The following is a 17,705-nucleotide window of genomic DNA, read 5'->3' as shown; positions in this document are numbered from 1 at the left end:
CTCCGGCGCCCCCCACTGTCCGCCGGGCCCCCGATCCCTCCCGGGAGGACGAGAAGTGAGGATCAAGAGCATCACCCGTACCCGGCTGCTCGCCGTGGCCGCCGGCCTGGCGGCCGTCGCCGGGCTCGCCGCCCCCACCGCGGCGAGCGCGGACAGCGGCTTCAGCGCGGCGCGGCTCGCCGCGGCCGGAGCCTCCGTCCAGCGCGCCGACGTCGCCGGCACCGCCTGGTACACCGACCCCGCCAGCGGAACCCTCGTCGTCACCGCCGACTCCACCGTCACCGCCACGGACCTCGCCAGGATCCGCAGCGAGGCCGGAGCCGACGCCGCGGCCCTGCGCATCGAGCGCACCCCCGGCAAACTGCGCAAGCTGATCTCCGGCGGCGACGCCATCTACACCTCGGGCTGGCGCTGCTCGCTCGGCTTCAACGTGCGCAGCGGGAACACGTACTACGTGCTGACCGCCGGGCACTGCACCGACGGCGCCGGCACCTGGTGGACGAACTCCTCGCACACCAGCACCGTCGGCTCCACCGTCGGATCCAGCTTCCCGACCAACGACTACGGCCTGATCAAGTACGCCAGCAGCTCGCCGGTGCCGCCCGGCACCGTCGGCAGCCAGGACATCACCAGCGCCGCCAACGCCACCGTCGGCATGTCGGTGACCCGGCGCGGCTCCACCACCGGCACCCACGGCGGCTCGGTGACCGGCCTCAACGCCACGGTCAACTACGGCGGCGGCGACATCGTCTACGGCATGATCCGCACCAACGTCTGCGCCGAACCCGGCGACAGCGGCGGCCCGCTCTACTCCGGCACCCGCGCCATCGGCCTGACCTCGGGGGGCAGCGGCGACTGCACCTCGGGCGGCACCACGTTCTTCCAGCCCGCGGTCGAGGCCCTGAACGCCTACGGCGTGAGCGTGTACTGACCCGTCCGCCCTGGGGCACAATGAGCCCCCGCCCAACCAACGGGCGGGGGCTCGCCTTTCGGGGGAAAAGGGGTAGCGCGCATGGTCAGTACGCCTTCCGGGCGGGGCGGCACCGCACCCGATGCGCAGCGGCGGATCCGGCGCAACCGCTGGCTGTTCACCGCACCCCTCGTACTGCTCTGCCTCCTCGGCGCCCTGCTCGTATGGGAGATCGTGCGCGGGAACGTGTCGGAGGCCTCCCGAGGCCATTGGCCCTGGCGCCTCCAGCTGATGAGCCCCGAACCCCTCGCCAGCCTGCTGGCCGTCGCGGCCGGCGCCGTGCTGGCCCGCGCCCAGTACGCCCGTACGGTACGGCCCGCACTGGGCTGGCGGGCCGAGTTCGTGACGGGCCAGCTGCCCGGGCCCGGCAAGGACTGGAGCGTCGGCGTCCTCAACGGCGGCCAGCACAACGTCGTGGTGGACCGCGTGGACTACCGGCTGATCCTGGCCCGCGACCCGGCCGGGCAGCCCGGCGAGGACGACGGGTGGACGAGCCTGACCGGCGTCGGCGAGCGGCTGACGGCCGCCGGACTGCGCGCCACGGTGGACTTCCGCCTCGTCGGGATGGGAGCCGGCTACCCGCTCGTCGCCACGGGGACGTACGAGACCGTCGGCGTGGGGGTGTTCTCCAAGCGGTTCATCGAGGAGGTCCGGGCCTTCTACATGCGCATCCAGGTCGTCGACAGCGTCGGCGACACCCACGAGCGGATCGTCCAATGCCTCGAAGGCGCCCGCGAAGCGGTCGTCGCGCCCGTCGAGGAGGCGCAGCCCGTCACAGAAGCCACTCCAGGGCTTCCGGCTGCGCGTACTGAGCCGCGAAGTGACCGGCCCCCGGTTTGAGCACGGCGGTGCTCCGGTCGATGTGCCCGGCCAGCCACCGGAAGTGCCCCAGCGGGGAGAAGGCGTCCTCGGCGCCTCGCCACAACAGGACCCGGCCCGGGATGGAACCGGGATCGAAGCCCCACGGCCGGCAGAAGGCCAGGCTGTCGTCGAGCCATCCGTACACGGAGGTGCGCAGCGCCTCGCGGTAGTTGTCCATCAGGGCCCGGTGCACCGCACGGTCCGAGAGCACCGGCAGATCGGCTTCCGACAGCTCCGCCCGCAGGTCCTCCAGCAGTTTGCCCGGATCGCTGCTGATCGCCGCCGCCCGAGGGGTGAGCCGGCGTTCCAGGGCCGTCGGGTCGTGGGCGGCGAGGGCGTAGTGCTCCGCGTTGTGGGCGTTCATGCCGGCGAACCAGTCGAGCCCGGCCCCGCCCCAGGGCGCCAGACTGACCAGGGCCGCCGTGCCCGTAACGCGCTCGGGGAGCAGCGCCGCGCAGGCGAGGGCGTGCGGACCGCCCCCCGAGCGGCCCACGACGGCGAAGGTGTCCACGCCCAGGGCGTCCGCCACGGCGGCGGAGTCGGCGGCCGCGTCGGCCACCGTACGGTCCCGGGCGCGGTCGGAGTCCCCGTACCCGGGCCGGTCGTAGGCGAAGAAGCGGATGCCCGGACAGCGCTCGGTGATGTCGGCGAGGGCGGCGCCGAGGCGGCAGCCCGGCGTGCCGTGGTGCAGCAGGACGGGCAGCCCGCCCGGGTCCCCCCAGTCCTCGGCGACGAGCCTGCGGCCGTCCCCCGCCCTCACCTCGACGCGCACCACGCCTCCGCGCTCTACCGGCTGCCTGCAGATGTCCTTAGTCTCGTCCCGACAGCTCTCGATGTCCCGATGGAAGCACGGCCACGACCCGGAGGGGGACCCGTGACGCCCATTCAGAAGCAGCAGCCCGCAGCCGTACCGGTGCTACCGGTGGCACTGGTGCACGAGGAGCACGGCGGCCGGCCGTCGCTTGCCTCGCTCACCGCGCGCGGCGCGGACGCCGACCGGCGCATCGCCCGGGTGCTGCCGGTGCCGGCCGCCCCACCCGCCGTGCGGACGGTCACCTTCAACTCCTCCCTCTGAGGGGGGGGGCGCCCCCGCCGCGATGGAGTCCACCGGGGCCGGTGCCGCCGCCGGAGCCCTCATCCCGTTCCGCGAGTTCGTGGTCAAGGTGCACAGCAGATGCGATCTCGCCTGCGACCACTGCTACATCTACGAGCATGCGGACCAGAGCTGGCGGCGGCGGCCCGCGGTGATCCCGGAAGCGGTCGTGGAACGCTTCGCCGAGCGGCTCGCCGAGCACGCGCGCAGCCACGCACTGCCGTCGGTGACCGTCATCCTCCTCGGTGGCGAGCCGCTGCTGGCCGGCCCCGCCCGGCTGAGAAAACTGTGCGAGGCGCTCACCCGAGCCCTTCGAGGGGTGGCCGGCCTCGACCTGCGCGTCCACACCAACGGGCTGAGGCTGAACGAGCCCGTCCTCGCGCTGTTCGCCGAGTACGGGGTCGGCGTCGGGGTGTCCCTCGACGGGGACCGTGCGGCCAACGACCGGCACCGCCGCTACGCGAACGGCCGCGGCAGCCACTCCCGCGTGCTCGACGCGATCCGCCTCCTGCGCGAGGACCGCCACCGCCCCCTCTACCAGGGGCTGCTCTGCACGATCGACGTGCGCAACGACCCGGCCGCCGTGCTCGACGCCCTCCTCGCGCTCGCACCACCGCGCATCGACTTCCTGCTGCCGCACGCCACCTGGGAGGCGTCTCCGCTCCGGCCGGACGGGAGCCCGGAGGCCTACGCGCACTGGCTGCTGCGGATCTTCGACCACTGGGACGGCCTGGGCAGGCCGGTGCCCGTACGGCTCTTCGACTCGGTGCTGAGCACCCTGCGGGGCGGGCCGAGCCTGACGGAGTCCCTGGGACTGACCCCCACCGACCTGGTCGTCGTCGAGACCGACGGCGCCCTGGAGCAGGCCGACTCGCTCAAGACCGCCCACGAGGGGGCCGCCGCCACCGGTTTCGACGTCTTCCGGCACTCCTTCGACGAGGTGGCCGCCCACCCCGGCATCCGGGCCCGGCAGCTGGGCCTCGCGGGCGTCAGCGCCGAGTGCCGGGCCTGCCCGGTGGTGCGCTCGTGCGGCGGCGGCCTCTACGCGCACCGGTACCGCGCCCGGAACGGCTTCGACAATCCGTCCGTCTACTGCACCGACCTGAAGGCGCTGGTGGAGGGGGTCGAGCAGCGCACCGCGGGAGCCTCCGTCGCCGCCGAGGCCGCCGGACCGGAGGCGCTCGCCGCCTCCCAGCAGGAGTTGACCCGGGTGCTCCTGGTCCGGCTGCACGCCGAGCTGGAGGGCCGTGGCGACGCGGATTGGCGGCGCTCCTGGGAGCTGGTCACGGCCGTCGAGTCCGGGGCGCCCGCCGCGCTCGACGCCGTACTGGACCACCCGTACACCCGTACCTGGCTGCTCGCCGCCCTGGACGCCCTGCGGCAGGGCCGGCCGCCCCTGGTGGCACCCGGGCACAGGCTGGCCGCGCTGGCCGCGGCCGCCGTGGTGCGGGGGAGGCTGGAGCTCCCCGTGCCCGTGGTCCTCGGGGGTGGCGGGCTGTACCTGCCCACCCTCGGGCTGCTGCGCGGGGACCGGGGCCGGGCCGAGGTCCGGGCCACCGGGGAAGGGTTCTCCGTACGGGGGGAGGACGGCGGGCCGCGGATCTTCAGGCCGGGAGTTCAGGCTCCGGACTGGCAGCCCGTCCGGGTCCTGGCCGGCGGAGCGGGGGCGGAAGGGCGCCCCGTGGCTCTGGAGGACCTGGATCCCGACCGCGACTGCTTCGCCCGGCCACCCGCACCGGGGCTGGACGCGGCCGGGGCCGGGCGCTGGGGGCGCCGCCTGACCGGGGCCTGGGAGCTGCTGCACCGTACGGTGCCCGCGCGGGCACGGGAGACGGCGGCCGGGCTGACCACGCTGACCCCGCTCGCGGGCGCGGACACGGGCGCCGCGGGGGAGGACGCGCGGCGCGGGCCGGGCGCGCTGGGCCTGCCGACCGGGGCGGGCGTACGGGAGACCGCGCTCGCGCTGCTCACCGGCCGCCGGCGGGCCCGGCTGCGGGAGCTGACGGAGGTGGCCGATCTCTACGCCGCCGATGGGCAGTGGCTGCACCCGTCCCCGTGGCGGGAGGAGCCGGTGCCGGTGTCGCGGCTGCTGGCGGACGCCCACGCGGAGGTGGCGGCGGAGGCGTTCCGCCGGGCCGAAGGAGGGCCGCGCGGTGACGGCCGGGTCGAGCGCGCCCTGGACCGGCTCGAAGGGGCGGCGGAACTGACGGTGAGCGGCAAGGCGGTCGTGGCGGCGCTGCGTCGGGAGTGCGGATCGCAATCATGAGGGGCGCGGGCGAGGAATCCGAGACCGAGGCCGGGACCCCGGGTCACCGGTAACGCCACCGGGAGCGGCAGAGGTCCGTACCTGCGCCCTACACGTGCGGGACGAGCAGGGCCGCCGCCGTACGGGCCCGCTCCAGGGACGCGGCCCGGTCGGCCCCGCGCTGCCCGAGCACGACCCGGGTGCTCAGCCCGTCCAGCAGCGCGAGCAGCTCCGAGGCGCGGGCGGGCACGTCCAGGGCGGCGGCGAAGCGGCCCTGGTCCACGCCCTTCGCGAGCAGGGCCTCCAGGTCGCGCTGCCAGCCGTCGTCGATCTCCTGCTGGGCGGCGCGCAGGTCCTCGTTGGCGGGCGTGCGGGCCCACAGCTCGATCCACAGGGTCCAGCGCGGATCGCGCGGTCCGCGCGGCAGGTACAGCTCCAGGAAGAGCGCCAGCTTGCGGTGCGCGGTGACCCTGCGGGCCAGCAGCAGCGCCCGTTCCGCGGCGAGTCGGTCCTCGCTCCAGCGCAGCGCGGCCAGCAGCAGCCGGTCCTTGCTGCCGAAGTAGTAGAGGATGTGGCCGCCGCTGGTGCCGAGCCGCTCGGCGAGCGCGGACATCGTCAGCTGCGCCAGCCCGCCCTCGGCGATCGCCGCCATGGCCTCTTCCAGCATCCGCTCCTGGGCGATCCGCCCGTCGCGCCGCCGCGCCGACCCCGCTGCCGCGCCCGCCGGCCCCGCCGCTCCCGCCACCCCTGCCGCCTTCCCGATCTTCGTGGGCCGACCTTATCCCGGACAGGGTCTTGACGAGGTCCCGATCGGCGGCGCATCTTGAATGCCATTCAAGAACTTAGAACGTCATTCAAGGTTCAGCGGGTCCACAGTCAGGGGTACGGCGCATGACGCAGCAGGACGCGACGCACGACACGACGGCCGACGTCGACGAGGTGTTCCGGGTCGAGACCCACGGCATCGACCCCATCCCCGACGCCGAGCGCCACGGCGGCGCCCAGGACCTCTTCTGGCTCTGGTTCGGCTCCAACCTCACCTTCACCTACGTGATCAACGGCGCCCTCGCCGTGGCCTTCGGCCTCTCCTTCTGGCAGGCCACCGCCGTCGTCGTGATCAGCGGACTGTCCTTCTTCGCCGTCAGCGCCGCCGGGCTCAGCGGCATCCGCACCGGCACCGCCACCCTCGTCATCTCCCGGGCCGCCTTCGGCGTCCGCGGGAACTTCCCGGCCGGCGTACTGAACTGGGTGGTGAGCATCGGCTACACCATCGTCAACACCGTGGTCGGCACCCTGGCCCTGGAGGTGTTCTTCGCCGAGGCCGGCCTCGGCGAAGGCACGGCGGTACGGGCCCTCGCGCTCGGGATCACCCTCGCGCTCACCTTCGCCGTCGCGATGTGGGGGCACGCCACGGTGCAGTTCGCCGAGCGCTGGATGGCCTACGTCCTCGCCCTCGGCTTCGGCGCGCTGCTGGTCTTCCTCCTGCCCGGTGCCGAGACCGGCGCACAGGCCGGCGCCGGCGCCCCCGGCCTGTCCGGCTGGAGCCTGGCGTTCGTCGTGATGCTGGCCGGGCCCTTCTCGTACCTGCCGATGCCCGCCGACTACACGCGCTACCTGCCCCGGACCACCTCGCTGAAGTCGATCACCTGGATGGGGGCGCTCGGCGGGTTCGTCTCCTCCGTCGCCCTCGGCGTCGCCGGGGTGGCCGCCGCCACCCAGACCGACATGACCGACGCCGTCGCCGGAGCCGAGAGCCTGCTCCCGGGCTGGTTCAAGCCGGTCTTCCTGGCCCTGGTCCTCGGCGGCTCCGTCACCAACTCGATCATCACCCTCTACTCCTCCAGCCTGAACCTCCAGGTCCTCGGCATCCCGTGGAGCCGGGCCCGCGCCATCGTGATCAGCGCCGCGGTCACCGCCGCCGGATCGCTCGCCGCGCTCTTCCTGGCCGACTTCACCACCTCGCTGCTCTCCTTCCTCTCCCTGCTGATCATCGTCTTCGCGCCCTGGGGCGGGGTCTTCCTCGCCGACATGCTGCTGCGCCGCTGCCGCTACGACTGCGACGCGCTGCACGCCGGGAGCGCGGGCGCGTACTGGTACCGGGCCGGCTACCACCCCGCCGGCATGGCCGCCCTGCTCGCCGGCATGACCTTCGCCGCGCTGACCTGCGACTGCGAACTGTGGACCGGCCCGCTGGTGGCCCCGCTCGGAGGCGCCGACCTGACCTTGCTCGGCTCGGCCGTCTCGGCGCTCACCTACTGGGCCCTGGCCCGCCGGGTGCCCGCGTACGCCCCCGCCGCCTGACCCCTCGTACCGCCACCTCCGCCACATCTGCCCCCCCTCTGCCCCCTCTGCACAGGAGCACCACCCATGCCGCACCCGCACCCCTTCCCCGCCGACCTGCTGCTCACCGGAGCCCGGATCCACACCGTCGACCCGGAGCTCCCCGAGGCCGAGGCCCTGGCCGTCTCCGACGGCCGGATCGTCTGGATCGGCCCGGACGCGGAGGCCGCCGCCTGGTCGGGCCCGGACACCGAGCGGATCGACGCGGGCGGCCGGCTGGTGCTGCCCGGGTTCGTCGACGCCCACAACCACGTCCGGCTCGGCTCCGACGACGCCTGCGTACAGCTCGCCGGGGTGCGCACCCTGGAGGCGATCCTCGACCGGATCGGGGCCTGGCGGGAGGCGCACCCGGAGGCCGCGTGGATCGAGGCCGAGGCCTTCGACTACTCCGCCATCCCCGGCGGGCGGATGCCCACCGCCGCCGACCTGGACCCGGTCACCGGGGAGGTCCCGGCGATCGTGCTCTCGTACGACGTGCACACGGCCTGGCTGAACACGGCCGCGATGCGCCGGCTCGGGGTCGCGAAGGACCGTACCGACCTGCCCTTCGGCACCGCGGCCACCGACCCGGAGACCGGCGAGCCCACCGGTTTCGTCAAGGACTTCGCGATCAAGGGGCTCTCCCGGGACGGCCACCGGGCGCTGCGCGAGCTCGGCGTGCCGTGGGCCTCGCCGGAGCGGCAGTACGGGCGGCTCGCCAAGAGCCTGGACGACGCGATCGGCTTCGGCATCACCACGGTCGTGGAACCGCAGAACTCCCTGGACGACCTGGAGCTGTACGAGCGGGCCCGCGCCGAGGGCCGGCTGCGCTCGCGGATCGTGGCGGCGCTGTTCCACCCGCGCGGCACGACCGAGGAGGAGCTCGACGCGTTCGCGGCGGCGGCCCGCATGTACCCGGGGGACCGGCTGCGGGTCGGCCCGCTCAAGCTGTACATCGACGACGTGGTCGAGCCGCGCACGGCCGCGCTGCTGGAGCCGTACACCGGGTGCGGTGCGCACCGGGGCGAGACCTTCTACCCGGCGGAGGAGTTCGCGGAGCTGCTGGCGCGCCTGGACGCGCGCGGGTTCCAGTGCTTCGTGCACGCCACGGGCGACCGGGGGATCCGTACGGTCCTGGACGCCGTCGAGCACGCCCGTACGGTCAACGGACCGCGGGACGCCCGCCACCAGGTGGTGCACGTGGAGTGCCTGGACCCGGCGGACGTGCCGCGCTTCGCCGGGCTCGGCGTGGTGGCCTGCATGCAGCCGAGGCACTGCGCGCCGGAGATCGCCGGGCCGGGCCAGGACTGGGCGGAGAACGTGGGCGAGGACCGCTGGCACAAGGCGTGGCCGATGCGGAGCCTGGCCGAGGCGGGGGCGGTGCTGGCGTTCTCCAGCGACTGGAACGTGGCCGAGATGGACCCGATGATCGGGATCTACACGGCGGTCACCCGCCGCCCGCTGGACGGCGGCGACCCGTGGCAGCCGGCCGAGACGGTGGACGTGGCGACGGCGGTGTACGGCTACACGATGGGCTCGGCGTACGCCAACTTCCTGGAGGCGGACCGGGGTTCGCTGACGGTGGGCAAGGCGGCGGACTTCGTGGTGCTGTCCCGGGACATCCTGGCCGTGGCCCCGGAACGGATCCCGGGCACGGTGGCCGAGACGGTGGTGGTGGCGGGCGAGGTGGTCCACAAGGCGTAGGCCGCGCGCCCCGGTCGGGTCTCCGGGCGCTCCTCCGGGGCGCTCATCGAGCCGCCGCTCCCTCACCGGCCGGCGGGCCTTCCGGGAGCCCGGTGCCCACGGCGGCCCCCGGGCGGCCCCTGCGGAAGACCGCGCAGGCCACGGTGACGGCCGAGCCGACCACCGCCCAGGCGGCCAGCACCAGCATCGGCCCGGCCGCGCCGTTGCCCTTGAAGTACGTGATCGAGCGCGCGGCGTACGTGCCCGCGCCCGGCGGCAGGGCGGGTCCGATGGCCCGCCAGAACGGCGGCAGCAGCGGGTACGGGTAGGCGCCGCCCGCGCTCGGGTTGCCGAACACCACCACCACCAGGATCGCCAGGCCGATGCCGACGACGCCCGCCACCCCCTGGAAGGCCAGGGTGATCGCCCCGACCGCGAAGACGACCAGGGTGCCCAGCCCCCACAGGGCCATGATGGCGCCGGGCAGCGCGCCCAGGATCGGGCCCGCGATGACCGTGCCGAGCAGCCCGGCGGCGATCGAGTACAGCAGCAGCGCGCCGAGCCGGATGAAGGCGCGGTGGGAGTTGGCGGGCCGGGCGCCGGCGCTGATCGCGAGGATCGCGGCGCACAGGTAGCCGCCGACGCACCAGCCGATGACGAGGTAGAAGGCGCTCAGGCCGCGCGCGTCGCCCGCGGCGGCCGGGGCCACGTCGACGACGCGTACGGCCCGGCCCCGGGCCTGCTCGACGCGGCCGACGACCTGTTCGAGGGCCTGTGAGAGCGAGGCCCCTGCGCCGCTCGCGACCAGCAGCCGGTCGGTGGTGCCGGCCGGGTCGATGACCAGCGCCCCGTCCGCCTTCCGGTCTTCCACCTCCGCCTTCGCGGCCGCCTCGTCCTTGACCGCGTGCGGGTCGAGCGGCTTCCCGGGCAGGTCGGCGAGCTGCTGCGCGGACTGCTCGGCGACCGGCCGGGCGGGGGCGGCCACGGCGATCGGGATCTCGCTGGGCTCCGGCTGGTGGAAGGCCCCGATGTACGAGGTCACGAAGGCGAGCTGGAGCGCCAGCACCCCCACGAGCAGCAGGGCGGCCCGGAGGGTCACGGCGTCCTTGACCTCGGCGAGGAACCCGGCGGGCGGAGGCGGGGAGGTGGGCTGGGTCATGTCTCACACGCTCGGCGTACGGGGGGCGGGGCGCAGCAGGGGCGGGCCGAATGGATGACGGGTGGGAGGTGGCCGGACCGGACGGGGGTATCGAACGAATGTTTCGCACGGATATTCGAATTGCTCTATGGTGGAGGCGGGGGTGGTGTTCACGTTCGAGCGAAGCAGGAGGCCGCGGGTGCCTGGTTTTACGCATCTGCACACCGTTTCGGGGTTCTCCATGCGCTACGGAGGCTCCCATCCCGAGCGGCTGGCGGAACGCGCCGCCGACCGGGGCATGGACGCCCTCGCCCTGACCGACCGCGACACCCTCGCGGGCGCCGTCCGGTTCGCGAAAGCCTGCGAGAAGGCCGGGATCCGGCCGCTGTTCGGGGTCGACCTGGGCGTGTCGCCCGTGCCGGGTCCGGTGGTGCCGGGGGGCTCCGCCGGACCGGGCGGCTCCGGCGGCTCCGGCGGCTCCGGCCACTTTGGCGAGGCGTCCTACCGGCGGCGGACCCCCGTCGTCGGCGGCGCCTTCGTCGACGAGTCGGCGCCCCGGGCCACCTTCCTCGCCCGGGACGGAGCCACCGGCTGGGCCGAGCTGTGCCGCATGGTCACCGCCGCCCACGCCGCCGCGGGCCAGGGACCGCCGGTGCTGCCCCGGACGGAACTGCGCGGCGAAGGGGTGTGCGTACTGCTCGGACCCGGTTCCGAAGTGGGGCGGGCGCTGGCCGCCGGCCGTCCGGACCGGGCCGCCCGGCTGCTCGCGCCCTGGCGGGAGGTGTACGGGGACGACCTCCGCCTGGAGGCCGTCGACCACGGCCGCACCGGGACCGGCCCCGGCTCGCTGCGCCTGGCCGCCCGTACGGTCGGCTTCGCCGCCGAGCAGGGCGTCCCGGCCGTGCTGACCAATGCCGTCCGGTACGCCGACCCCGGCCAGGGCCCGGTCGCCGACGTCCTCGACGCGGCCCGCCGCCTCGTCCCCGTCGACCCCCGCGCCCTCGACGGCGGCGAGCGCTGGCTCAAGGGCCCCGGCGCCATGGCCGAGGCCGCCGACCGGATCTGCCGGGCCGCGGGCCTTCGCCCCGCCGACGCGCGCGGACTGCTCGCGCAGACCCGGCGTACCGCCGAGGCCTGCGCGGTGGACCCCGAGGACGACCTCGGCATCGGCTCCGTGCACTTCCCCGAGGCCCACCTCGTCGGCGCGGCCCACCGCACCGCCCAGCGGGTCCTCGCCTCCCGGGCCTCCGCGGCCATGGTGCTGCGCGGGTACGCGGACGACCGCGCGTACTGGGAGCGGATGCATCACGAGCTGGACGTCATCGCCTACCACGGGTACGCCTCGTACTTCCTGACGGTCGCCCAAGTCGTGGACGACGTACGGGAGATGGGCATCCGGGTGGCCGCCCGCGGCTCCGGCGCCGGCTCCCTCGTCAACCACCTCCTCGGCATCGCCCACGCCGACCCCGTCGAACAGGGCCTGCTGATGGAGCGGTTCCTGTCCAAGCGCCGCCACGTCCTGCCCGACATCGACATCGACGTGGAGTCCGCCCGCCGGCTGGAGGTCTACCGGCGGATCATGGACCGCTTCGGCACCGAACGCGTCGCCACCGTCTCCATGCCCGAGACCTACCGGGTCCGGCACGCGATCCGCGACGTCGGCGCCGCCCTGTCCATGGACCCGGCCACCGTCGACCGCCTGGCCAAGGCCTTCCCGCACATCCGGGCCCGCGACGCCCGCGCGGCCCTGGCCGAACTGCCAGAACTGCGGGAGGTGCGCGGGGAGGAGCACGGGCGGCTGTGGGAGCTCGTCGAGGCGCTGGACGCGCTGCCGCGCGGGATCGCCATGCACCCGTGCGGGGTACTGCTCTCCGACGCCTCGCTGCTCGCGCGCACCCCCGTGGTGCCCACCAGCGGCGAGGGCTTCCCCATGTCCCAGTTCGACAAGGACGACGTGGAGGAGCTCGGGCTGCTCAAGCTCGACGTGCTGGGCGTACGGATGCAGTCCGCGATGGCACACGCCGTCGCGGAGATCCGGCGCGGCACGGGGGAGGAGCTCGACCTGGACGACCCGGCGCAGGTGCCGCCGGGCGACCCGGCGACGTACGAGCTGATCCGCTCGGCCGAGACGCTGGGCTGCTTCCAGATCGAGTCCCCGGGCCAGCGCGACCTGGTGGGGCGGCTCCAGCCGGACACCTTCCACGACCTGGTCGTCGACATCTCGCTGTTCCGGCCCGGGCCGGTCGCCGCCGACATGGTGCGGCCGTTCATCGAGGCCCGGCACGGGCGGGCCCCGGTCCGCTTCCCGCACGCGGACCTGGCGGACGCGCTGCGCGAGACGTACGGGGTGGTGGTCTTCCACGAGCAGATCATCGAGATCGTGCACGTCATGACCGGCTGCGGACGCGACGAGGCGGACCGGGTGCGGCGCGGACTCTCGGACCCGCAGTCGCAGGCGCGGATCAAGGTGTGGTTCGCGGCGAAGGCGGGCGAACGGGGCTACTCGCCCGAGGTGATCGGCCGGACCTGGGAGATCGTCGAGGCGTTCGGCAGCTACGGCTTCTGCAAGGCGCACGCGGTGGCCTTCGCCGTGCCCACGTACCAGTCGGCGTGGCTGAAGGCCCATCACCCGGCGGCCTTCTACGCCGGGTTGCTGACCCACGACCCGGGGATGTACCCGAAGCGGCTGCTGCTGGCGGACGCGCGGCGCCGCGGCGTGCCGGTGCTGCCGCTGGACGTGAACCGCTCGGCGGTGGCCCATCGCATCGAACTGGTGTCCGAGACCGGGGCTCCGCCGGTATGGGGGCTCCGGCTGGCCCTGGCCGACGTCCACGGCATCGGCGAGGCGGAGGCCCGGCGGATCGAGGACGGGCAGCCGTACGGATCGCTGCGCGACTTCTGGGACCGCGCGCACCCGGGCCGGCCGGTCGCGGGGCGGCTCGCGCAGGTCGGAGCGCTGGACGCGTTCGGCGCCAACCGGCGCGACCTGCTGCTGCACGTGGCCGAACTGCACGGCGGGCAGCGCTCGGCGGGGTCCCGGCCGGGCGGCGTCCAGCTCCCGCTGGACGGCGGGCGTGCCACGGCCCCCGTCGGCCTGCCCGACCTGAACGAGGCGGAGCGGCTCAGCGCGGAGCTGGGCGTGCTCGGCATGGACGCCTCGCGCCACCTGATGGGGGACCACCACGCCTTCCTCGCGGAGCTGGGGGCGGTCCCCGCCCGCAGGCTGCGCGAGGTCGAGCACGGCCGTACGGTGCTGGTCGCGGGGGCCAAGGCGGCCACGCAGACCCCGCCGATCCGGTCCGGGAAGCGGGTCATCTTCACCACGCTGGACGACGGGACCGGCCTGGTCGACCTGGCCTTCTTCGACGACAGCCACGAGGCGTGCGCGCACACCGTCTTCCACTCGTTCCTGCTGCTCGTGCGCGGCGTCGTCCAGCGGCGCGGGCCGCAGAGCCTGAGCGTGGTCGGCGAGGCGGCCTGGAACCTGGCCGAGCTGGTGGAACTGCGGGCGTCGGGCGGCCTGGACGCGGTCGCGGCCCGGCTGGCGGAGCCGCTGCCGGATGACGGGGGCACCTCCGGCCCGGGGCGCAGCATCCACCTGTCCACCGGGTACGAGATGAACGCGTGGGCCGACCTCCAGCCGGCCGGCGACCGCGCCGCCACTGGCCGCAAGCTCTGGCACTCCAGCCCGGGGAGCGCGGGATGACCCCGGCGGGCGGCGTCCTGCACGTACGGTGCGCCGCGGCGCTGGCCGAGGAGGGGTACCGCGAAGTCCTGGAGCTGCTGCGGGAGTTCTCCCCGACCGTGCAGGCCCTGCCGCCCCGGGCGGCGCTGGTGCAGGTGCGCGGCGCCCGGCGGTACTTCGGCGCGGACGCGGGCCGCATCGCCGAGCTGGTGCGGCTGCGCGCGCTCGCCCGGCTCGGCACCGACGTACGGATCGGGGTCGCCGGCACCTGGGCGGTGGCGGCGACGGCCTCCGCCCGGGTGCCCGGGCCCGGCGGGGTCCTGGCCGTGCCCGAGGGCGGGGTGGACGGATTCCTGGGGCCGTTGCCAGTGGAGGCCCTGCACGGCATCGGACCCAAGCAGGCGGAGGTGCTGCGCGGGTACGGACTGCACACGGTCGGCGCGGTCGCGGCCGTCTCCCCGGGCACCGTCGAACGGATCCTGGGGCAGCGGGCGGGCCGGCTGGCGGCGGAGCGCGCCCGCGGGATCGACCCGCGCCCCGTCACCCCGAAGGACCTGCCCCCGTCGGCCGCCGTCCGCAGCGGTTTCACCCGGCACGAGCTCGACGGCCCGCACGCCCGGGCCGTGCTGCTCGCCCTGGTGGTCCGCCTCGGCGCGGTGCTGCGCGGCCGCCGCCAGGCGGCCCGGGCCCTGTCGCTGACGCTGCAGTTCGCCGGCGGCACCCGCTGGGAGCGGACCCGGCGGCTCCCGGCGGCCTCCGGGCACGACGAGGACCTGCGGGCGGTGGCGTACCGGCTGCTGGACGCGGCCGGACTGCAACGGGCCCGGCTGACCGGCATGGTGCTGCGCGCGGAGGACCTCACGGACGCCGGGCGGGCGCCCCTGCAGATCTCGCTGGATCCGGTCCGCGAGGCCCGTCTGACGGTGGAGGCGGCCGTCGACCGCGCGAACGCCCGGTTCGGCCCGGGCACGGTCCGCCCGGCGGCCACGTTCCGCCGCGCGGCCTAGGCGTATTGATCCGGGCGGGCGGCCGACCCGCGCCTACTACCTGATGTACGGCGCGCTTCTCTGCGCGGACACGGATTTTTTACTGACGCGTAACTTCCAAGTTTTGCTACTCGCCCGTAATTTGGCGTGAAGCAGCCCCCTTGTGATCCGGATCACGGGACGAACCCCCACGTATTTCCCTGACCCGCAAGGAGATCACTCGATGCTGCACTGGCGACGCCTGCTCCGCCCGCTGGCCGTCCTCACCCTCGCCGCCGCCCTCGTCGCCCCCGCCGGCGCCGCGCAGGCCGCGTCCGCACCCAGCAGCGGCTGGAACGACTGGTCCTGCAAGCCCTCCGCGGCCCACCCGCGCCCCGTCGTCCTCGTCCACGGCACGTTCGGCAACTCCGTGGACAACTGGCTGGGATTCGCGCCGTACCTCGTACACCGCGGGTACTGCGTCTACTCGCTCGACTACGGGCAACTGCCCGGCGTGCCCCTCTTCAACGGGCTCGGCCCCATCGACAAGTCCGCCGGGCAGCTCCAGGTGTTCGTCGACAAGGTGCTGGCCTCCACCGGGGCCAAGAAGACCGACATGGTCGGCCACTCGCAGGGCGGCATGATGCCGAACTACTACCTCAAGTTCCTCGGCGGAGCCTCCAAGGTCAACGCGCTGATCGGGCTCGCCCCCGACAACCACGGGACCACCCTGGACGGGCTCACCCAACTGCTCCCGTACTTCCCCGGCGCCGAGGACCTGATCAGCGCGGCGACCCCGGGGCTGGCCGACCAGATCGCCGGATCCGCCTTCGTCACCAAGCTGAACGCGGGCGGGGACACCGTCCCCGGGGTCCAGTACACCGTCATCGCGACCAAGTACGACGAGGTCGTCACGCCCTACCGGAGCGCCTTCCTCCAGGGGACCGGCTCCAACGTACGCAACGTCGTGCTCCAGGACCTGTGCCCGCTGGACCTCTCCGAGCACGTGGCCATCGGGCTCACCGACCGGATCGCCTGGCACGAGGCGGTCAACTCCCTCGACCCCGCGCACGCGTCCCGAACCACCTGCGCGTCGGTCTTCGAGTGACGCGCAGGTGAGGGGCCGAGGCCGGTGAACCGGTCCGGCTAGCGGCCGTGGCGGCCCGGCGCCGTCGCACGGCGTCGGGCCACGCCGAACAGCACGGCCGCTCCGACGGCCAGCACGCCCGCCCCGGCGATCGCGATCGCCGGGGTCGCGGCGCTGCCGCCCGTCTCGGCGAGGTTGGTGCCGGCCGGGGACTGCGATTCGGCGGGGACCGGCGCGAGGGCGGTGCTGCCGTTCGTCTTCGGGTCGTTGTCGCCGTGGCCGTTGTGCTCCACGGTGGACTTGCCCTCGCCGTCGGCGATCTGCCGGTCCGTCGGGGCCTTGGGCGCGTCCGAGGGACGATCGCCGTCGGCGGAGGGCTTGGCGCCGGGCTTCGTACTCGGCTTCGTGGTCGGGGTGGTGCCGGCGCCGCCGTTCGCGCCGCCGTTGCCCCCTGCGCCGTTGCCGCCGGCGCCGCCGTTGTCCTTGCCGAACACCACGTCCGAGCAGGTGTAGAAGGCCTCAGGGCTGTCCGAGCGCTGCCAGATGCTGTAGATCAGGTGCCGCCCGGACTTGGCGGGCACGCTGCCCGAGAACACGTAGTCCCCGTTCTGCATGCCCGGGTCGGTGACCTTGGCGAACGGAGCCGGCTCCAGGTCCGACCACTTCAGCGGCTTCGACGGGTCGTAGCCGTCCTTCGTGACGTACAGCTCGAAGGAACCCTTGTGCGGGGCGGTCCCCTTGTACCGGAAGGTGTGCGCGCCCGAGGTCATCGGGCTGGCCGGCCAGTCCGCGCGGGCCAGGTCCAGGCCCCGGTACTTGTCGTTCCCGGCGGAGCAGAGCTGCCCGTTCGGGATCAACGACCGGTGGTTGCCGGCCGCGTTGGCGATGTTCACCGCGTTCCAGTCGTAGAACGCCTGGGCGCCGCTCGCCGCCACCGCCGCCTTGCAGGCCGCGGACTTCGGCGACTCGGGCCCCTCCGCGTAGCAGGCCGCCACCCGGCTGACCGGGTCCGTCATCGAGCCGTGCGCGGCCGCGGGCCCGGCGGCGTACGCGGCCACGGCGAGCGGGGCCAGGCCGGCTGCGGCGATACGGGTCACGGTGCGGCGGCGGCGTGCGGGCATGGGTGGATCTCCTTCGGGGCGGCGATGCGGGCACCACGGTCGTGGGTGTGCCGGGAGCCGGGCCGGGCGGCGCCGCCCCCCGTGGGTTCCGACGCCGCCCCGTGCCCTCCTCGGCCCCGCCAAGCTAGCCCGCATCACCCCCGCCGCGACCCCGTTCGGCCCCCTCCCCAAGATCCTTACGCTCCCCTTAAGGCACCGGTAAGCAGCACCCAAGGAAACGGCCCCGCGAGGACCCCCTATCCCACTTCAGCGCATCTGCGAACCCATTCCGTCGCCGAGAAACAGGAGGCGAGCCACAAGGCCTCGGGCATGTCGAGGATGATTGCGCCGATCAACGCAACGGGTGCGATGTACGCGGCCGGCGATCCTTGTGGCCCCCGACCCGAAGTTGCTCGGTGGCGTTCGCCCAGTACCTCGACCACGTGGTCGTGCCTCTGCAGGAGGGCGCGCAGTGCGTTCACCGCCGCCTGCTCGATCCGCCGTCCACTGGGAACCGTCGTCATGCCCCGCCCCTTGACCACGCGTTGGTCCGACCAGC

At 74.5% G+C, this 17,705-nt stretch carries 14 protein-coding genes; 9 read left to right on the top strand and 5 right to left on the bottom strand.

The annotated features are described in order from the left end of the window. Positions 1 to 55 precede the first annotated feature (55 nt). The gene (locus AB0M92_RS13835; protein WP_366102333.1) at positions 56 to 931 is read left to right on the top strand and encodes a S1 family peptidase; all 876 of its coding nucleotides are present in this window, start codon (positions 56 to 58) and stop codon (positions 929 to 931) included. Positions 932 to 1,012: 81 nt separating this feature from the next. Next, positions 1,013 to 1,810 (top strand): hypothetical protein, encoded by a 798-nt coding sequence (locus AB0M92_RS13830; RefSeq protein WP_366102332.1) that lies wholly within the window; start codon positions 1,013 to 1,015, stop codon positions 1,808 to 1,810. Here the strand turns inward: AB0M92_RS13830 and AB0M92_RS13825 are convergent. Further along, positions 1,743 to 2,603 carry an alpha/beta hydrolase gene (locus AB0M92_RS13825; RefSeq protein ID WP_366102331.1) on the bottom strand — a complete coding sequence of 287 codons (861 nt, stop codon included), beginning with the start codon at positions 2,601 to 2,603 and terminating at the stop codon, positions 1,743 to 1,745. The genes AB0M92_RS13830 and AB0M92_RS13825 overlap by 68 nt on opposite strands. Before the next feature lie 102 nt (positions 2,604 to 2,705). Between AB0M92_RS13825 and AB0M92_RS13820 the strand changes: the two genes are divergently transcribed. Then, entirely contained in the window at positions 2,706 to 2,906 is a 201-nt protein-coding gene (locus AB0M92_RS13820) for a hypothetical protein (protein WP_366102330.1), read from the top strand. A gap of 22 nt (positions 2,907 to 2,928) precedes the next feature. Next, entirely contained in the window at positions 2,929 to 5,190 is a 2,262-nt protein-coding gene (gene fxsB, locus AB0M92_RS13815) for a radical SAM/SPASM protein FxsB, inactivated metallohydrolase extension form (RefSeq protein ID WP_366102329.1), read from the top strand. A gap of 88 nt (positions 5,191 to 5,278) precedes the next feature. On the opposite strand, the gene AB0M92_RS13810 is transcribed toward fxsB, so the two are convergent. Then, positions 5,279 to 5,836 (bottom strand): TetR/AcrR family transcriptional regulator, encoded by a 558-nt coding sequence (locus tag AB0M92_RS13810; protein ID WP_366102384.1) that lies wholly within the window; start codon positions 5,834 to 5,836, stop codon positions 5,279 to 5,281. 224 nt (positions 5,837 to 6,060) lie between these two features. On the opposite strand from AB0M92_RS13810, the gene AB0M92_RS13805 reads away from it, so the two are divergent. Further along, on the top strand, positions 6,061 to 7,470 hold the full coding sequence (locus tag AB0M92_RS13805) for a cytosine permease (protein WP_366102328.1): 1,410 nt from the start codon (positions 6,061 to 6,063) through the stop codon (positions 7,468 to 7,470). 66 nt (positions 7,471 to 7,536) lie between these two features. Next, on the top strand, positions 7,537 to 9,192 hold the full coding sequence (locus tag AB0M92_RS13800) for an amidohydrolase (RefSeq protein ID WP_366102327.1): 1,656 nt from the start codon (positions 7,537 to 7,539) through the stop codon (positions 9,190 to 9,192). A 43-nt stretch (positions 9,193 to 9,235) separates the two neighbouring features. Here AB0M92_RS13800 and AB0M92_RS13795 read toward each other — a convergent pair whose 3' ends face one another. After that, positions 9,236 to 10,330, bottom strand: a complete 1,095-nt coding sequence (locus AB0M92_RS13795; RefSeq protein ID WP_366102326.1) for a DUF3533 domain-containing protein — start codon at positions 10,328 to 10,330, stop codon at positions 9,236 to 9,238. A gap of 178 nt (positions 10,331 to 10,508) precedes the next feature. On the opposite strand from AB0M92_RS13795, the gene AB0M92_RS13790 reads away from it, so the two are divergent. From AB0M92_RS13790 to AB0M92_RS13780, 3 genes are all read left to right on the top strand, one after another. After that, positions 10,509 to 14,015 (top strand): DNA polymerase III subunit alpha, encoded by a 3,507-nt coding sequence (locus AB0M92_RS13790; protein WP_366102325.1) that lies wholly within the window; start codon positions 10,509 to 10,511, stop codon positions 14,013 to 14,015. Further along, positions 14,012 to 15,001 carry a hypothetical protein gene (locus AB0M92_RS13785; protein ID WP_366102324.1) on the top strand — a complete coding sequence of 330 codons (990 nt, stop codon included), beginning with the start codon at positions 14,012 to 14,014 and terminating at the stop codon, positions 14,999 to 15,001. The genes AB0M92_RS13790 and AB0M92_RS13785 overlap by 4 nt, the downstream gene beginning before the upstream one ends. A gap of 202 nt (positions 15,002 to 15,203) precedes the next feature. Further along, positions 15,204 to 16,067, top strand: a complete 864-nt coding sequence (locus tag AB0M92_RS13780; protein ID WP_366102323.1) for an alpha/beta fold hydrolase — start codon at positions 15,204 to 15,206, stop codon at positions 16,065 to 16,067. 38 nt (positions 16,068 to 16,105) lie between these two features. Here AB0M92_RS13780 and AB0M92_RS13775 read toward each other — a convergent pair whose 3' ends face one another. Then, positions 16,106 to 17,167, bottom strand: coding sequence for a lytic polysaccharide monooxygenase (locus tag AB0M92_RS13775; protein ID WP_366102322.1), 1,062 nt, complete (start codon positions 17,165 to 17,167; stop codon positions 16,106 to 16,108). 236 nt (positions 17,168 to 17,403) lie between these two features. After that, the gene (locus AB0M92_RS13770) at positions 17,404 to 17,670 is read right to left on the bottom strand and encodes a hypothetical protein (protein ID WP_366102321.1); all 267 of its coding nucleotides are present in this window, start codon (positions 17,668 to 17,670) and stop codon (positions 17,404 to 17,406) included. Between the last annotated feature and the right edge of the window lie 35 nt (positions 17,671 to 17,705).

The sequence above is a fragment of the Streptomyces sp. NPDC051582 genome (assembly GCF_040681715.1).
Taxonomy (GTDB): Bacteria; Actinomycetota; Actinomycetes; order Streptomycetales; family Streptomycetaceae; genus Streptomyces.
The sequence above is the reverse complement of the archived record's forward strand: the minus strand, read 5'-3'. Positions and strand labels throughout refer to the sequence as shown.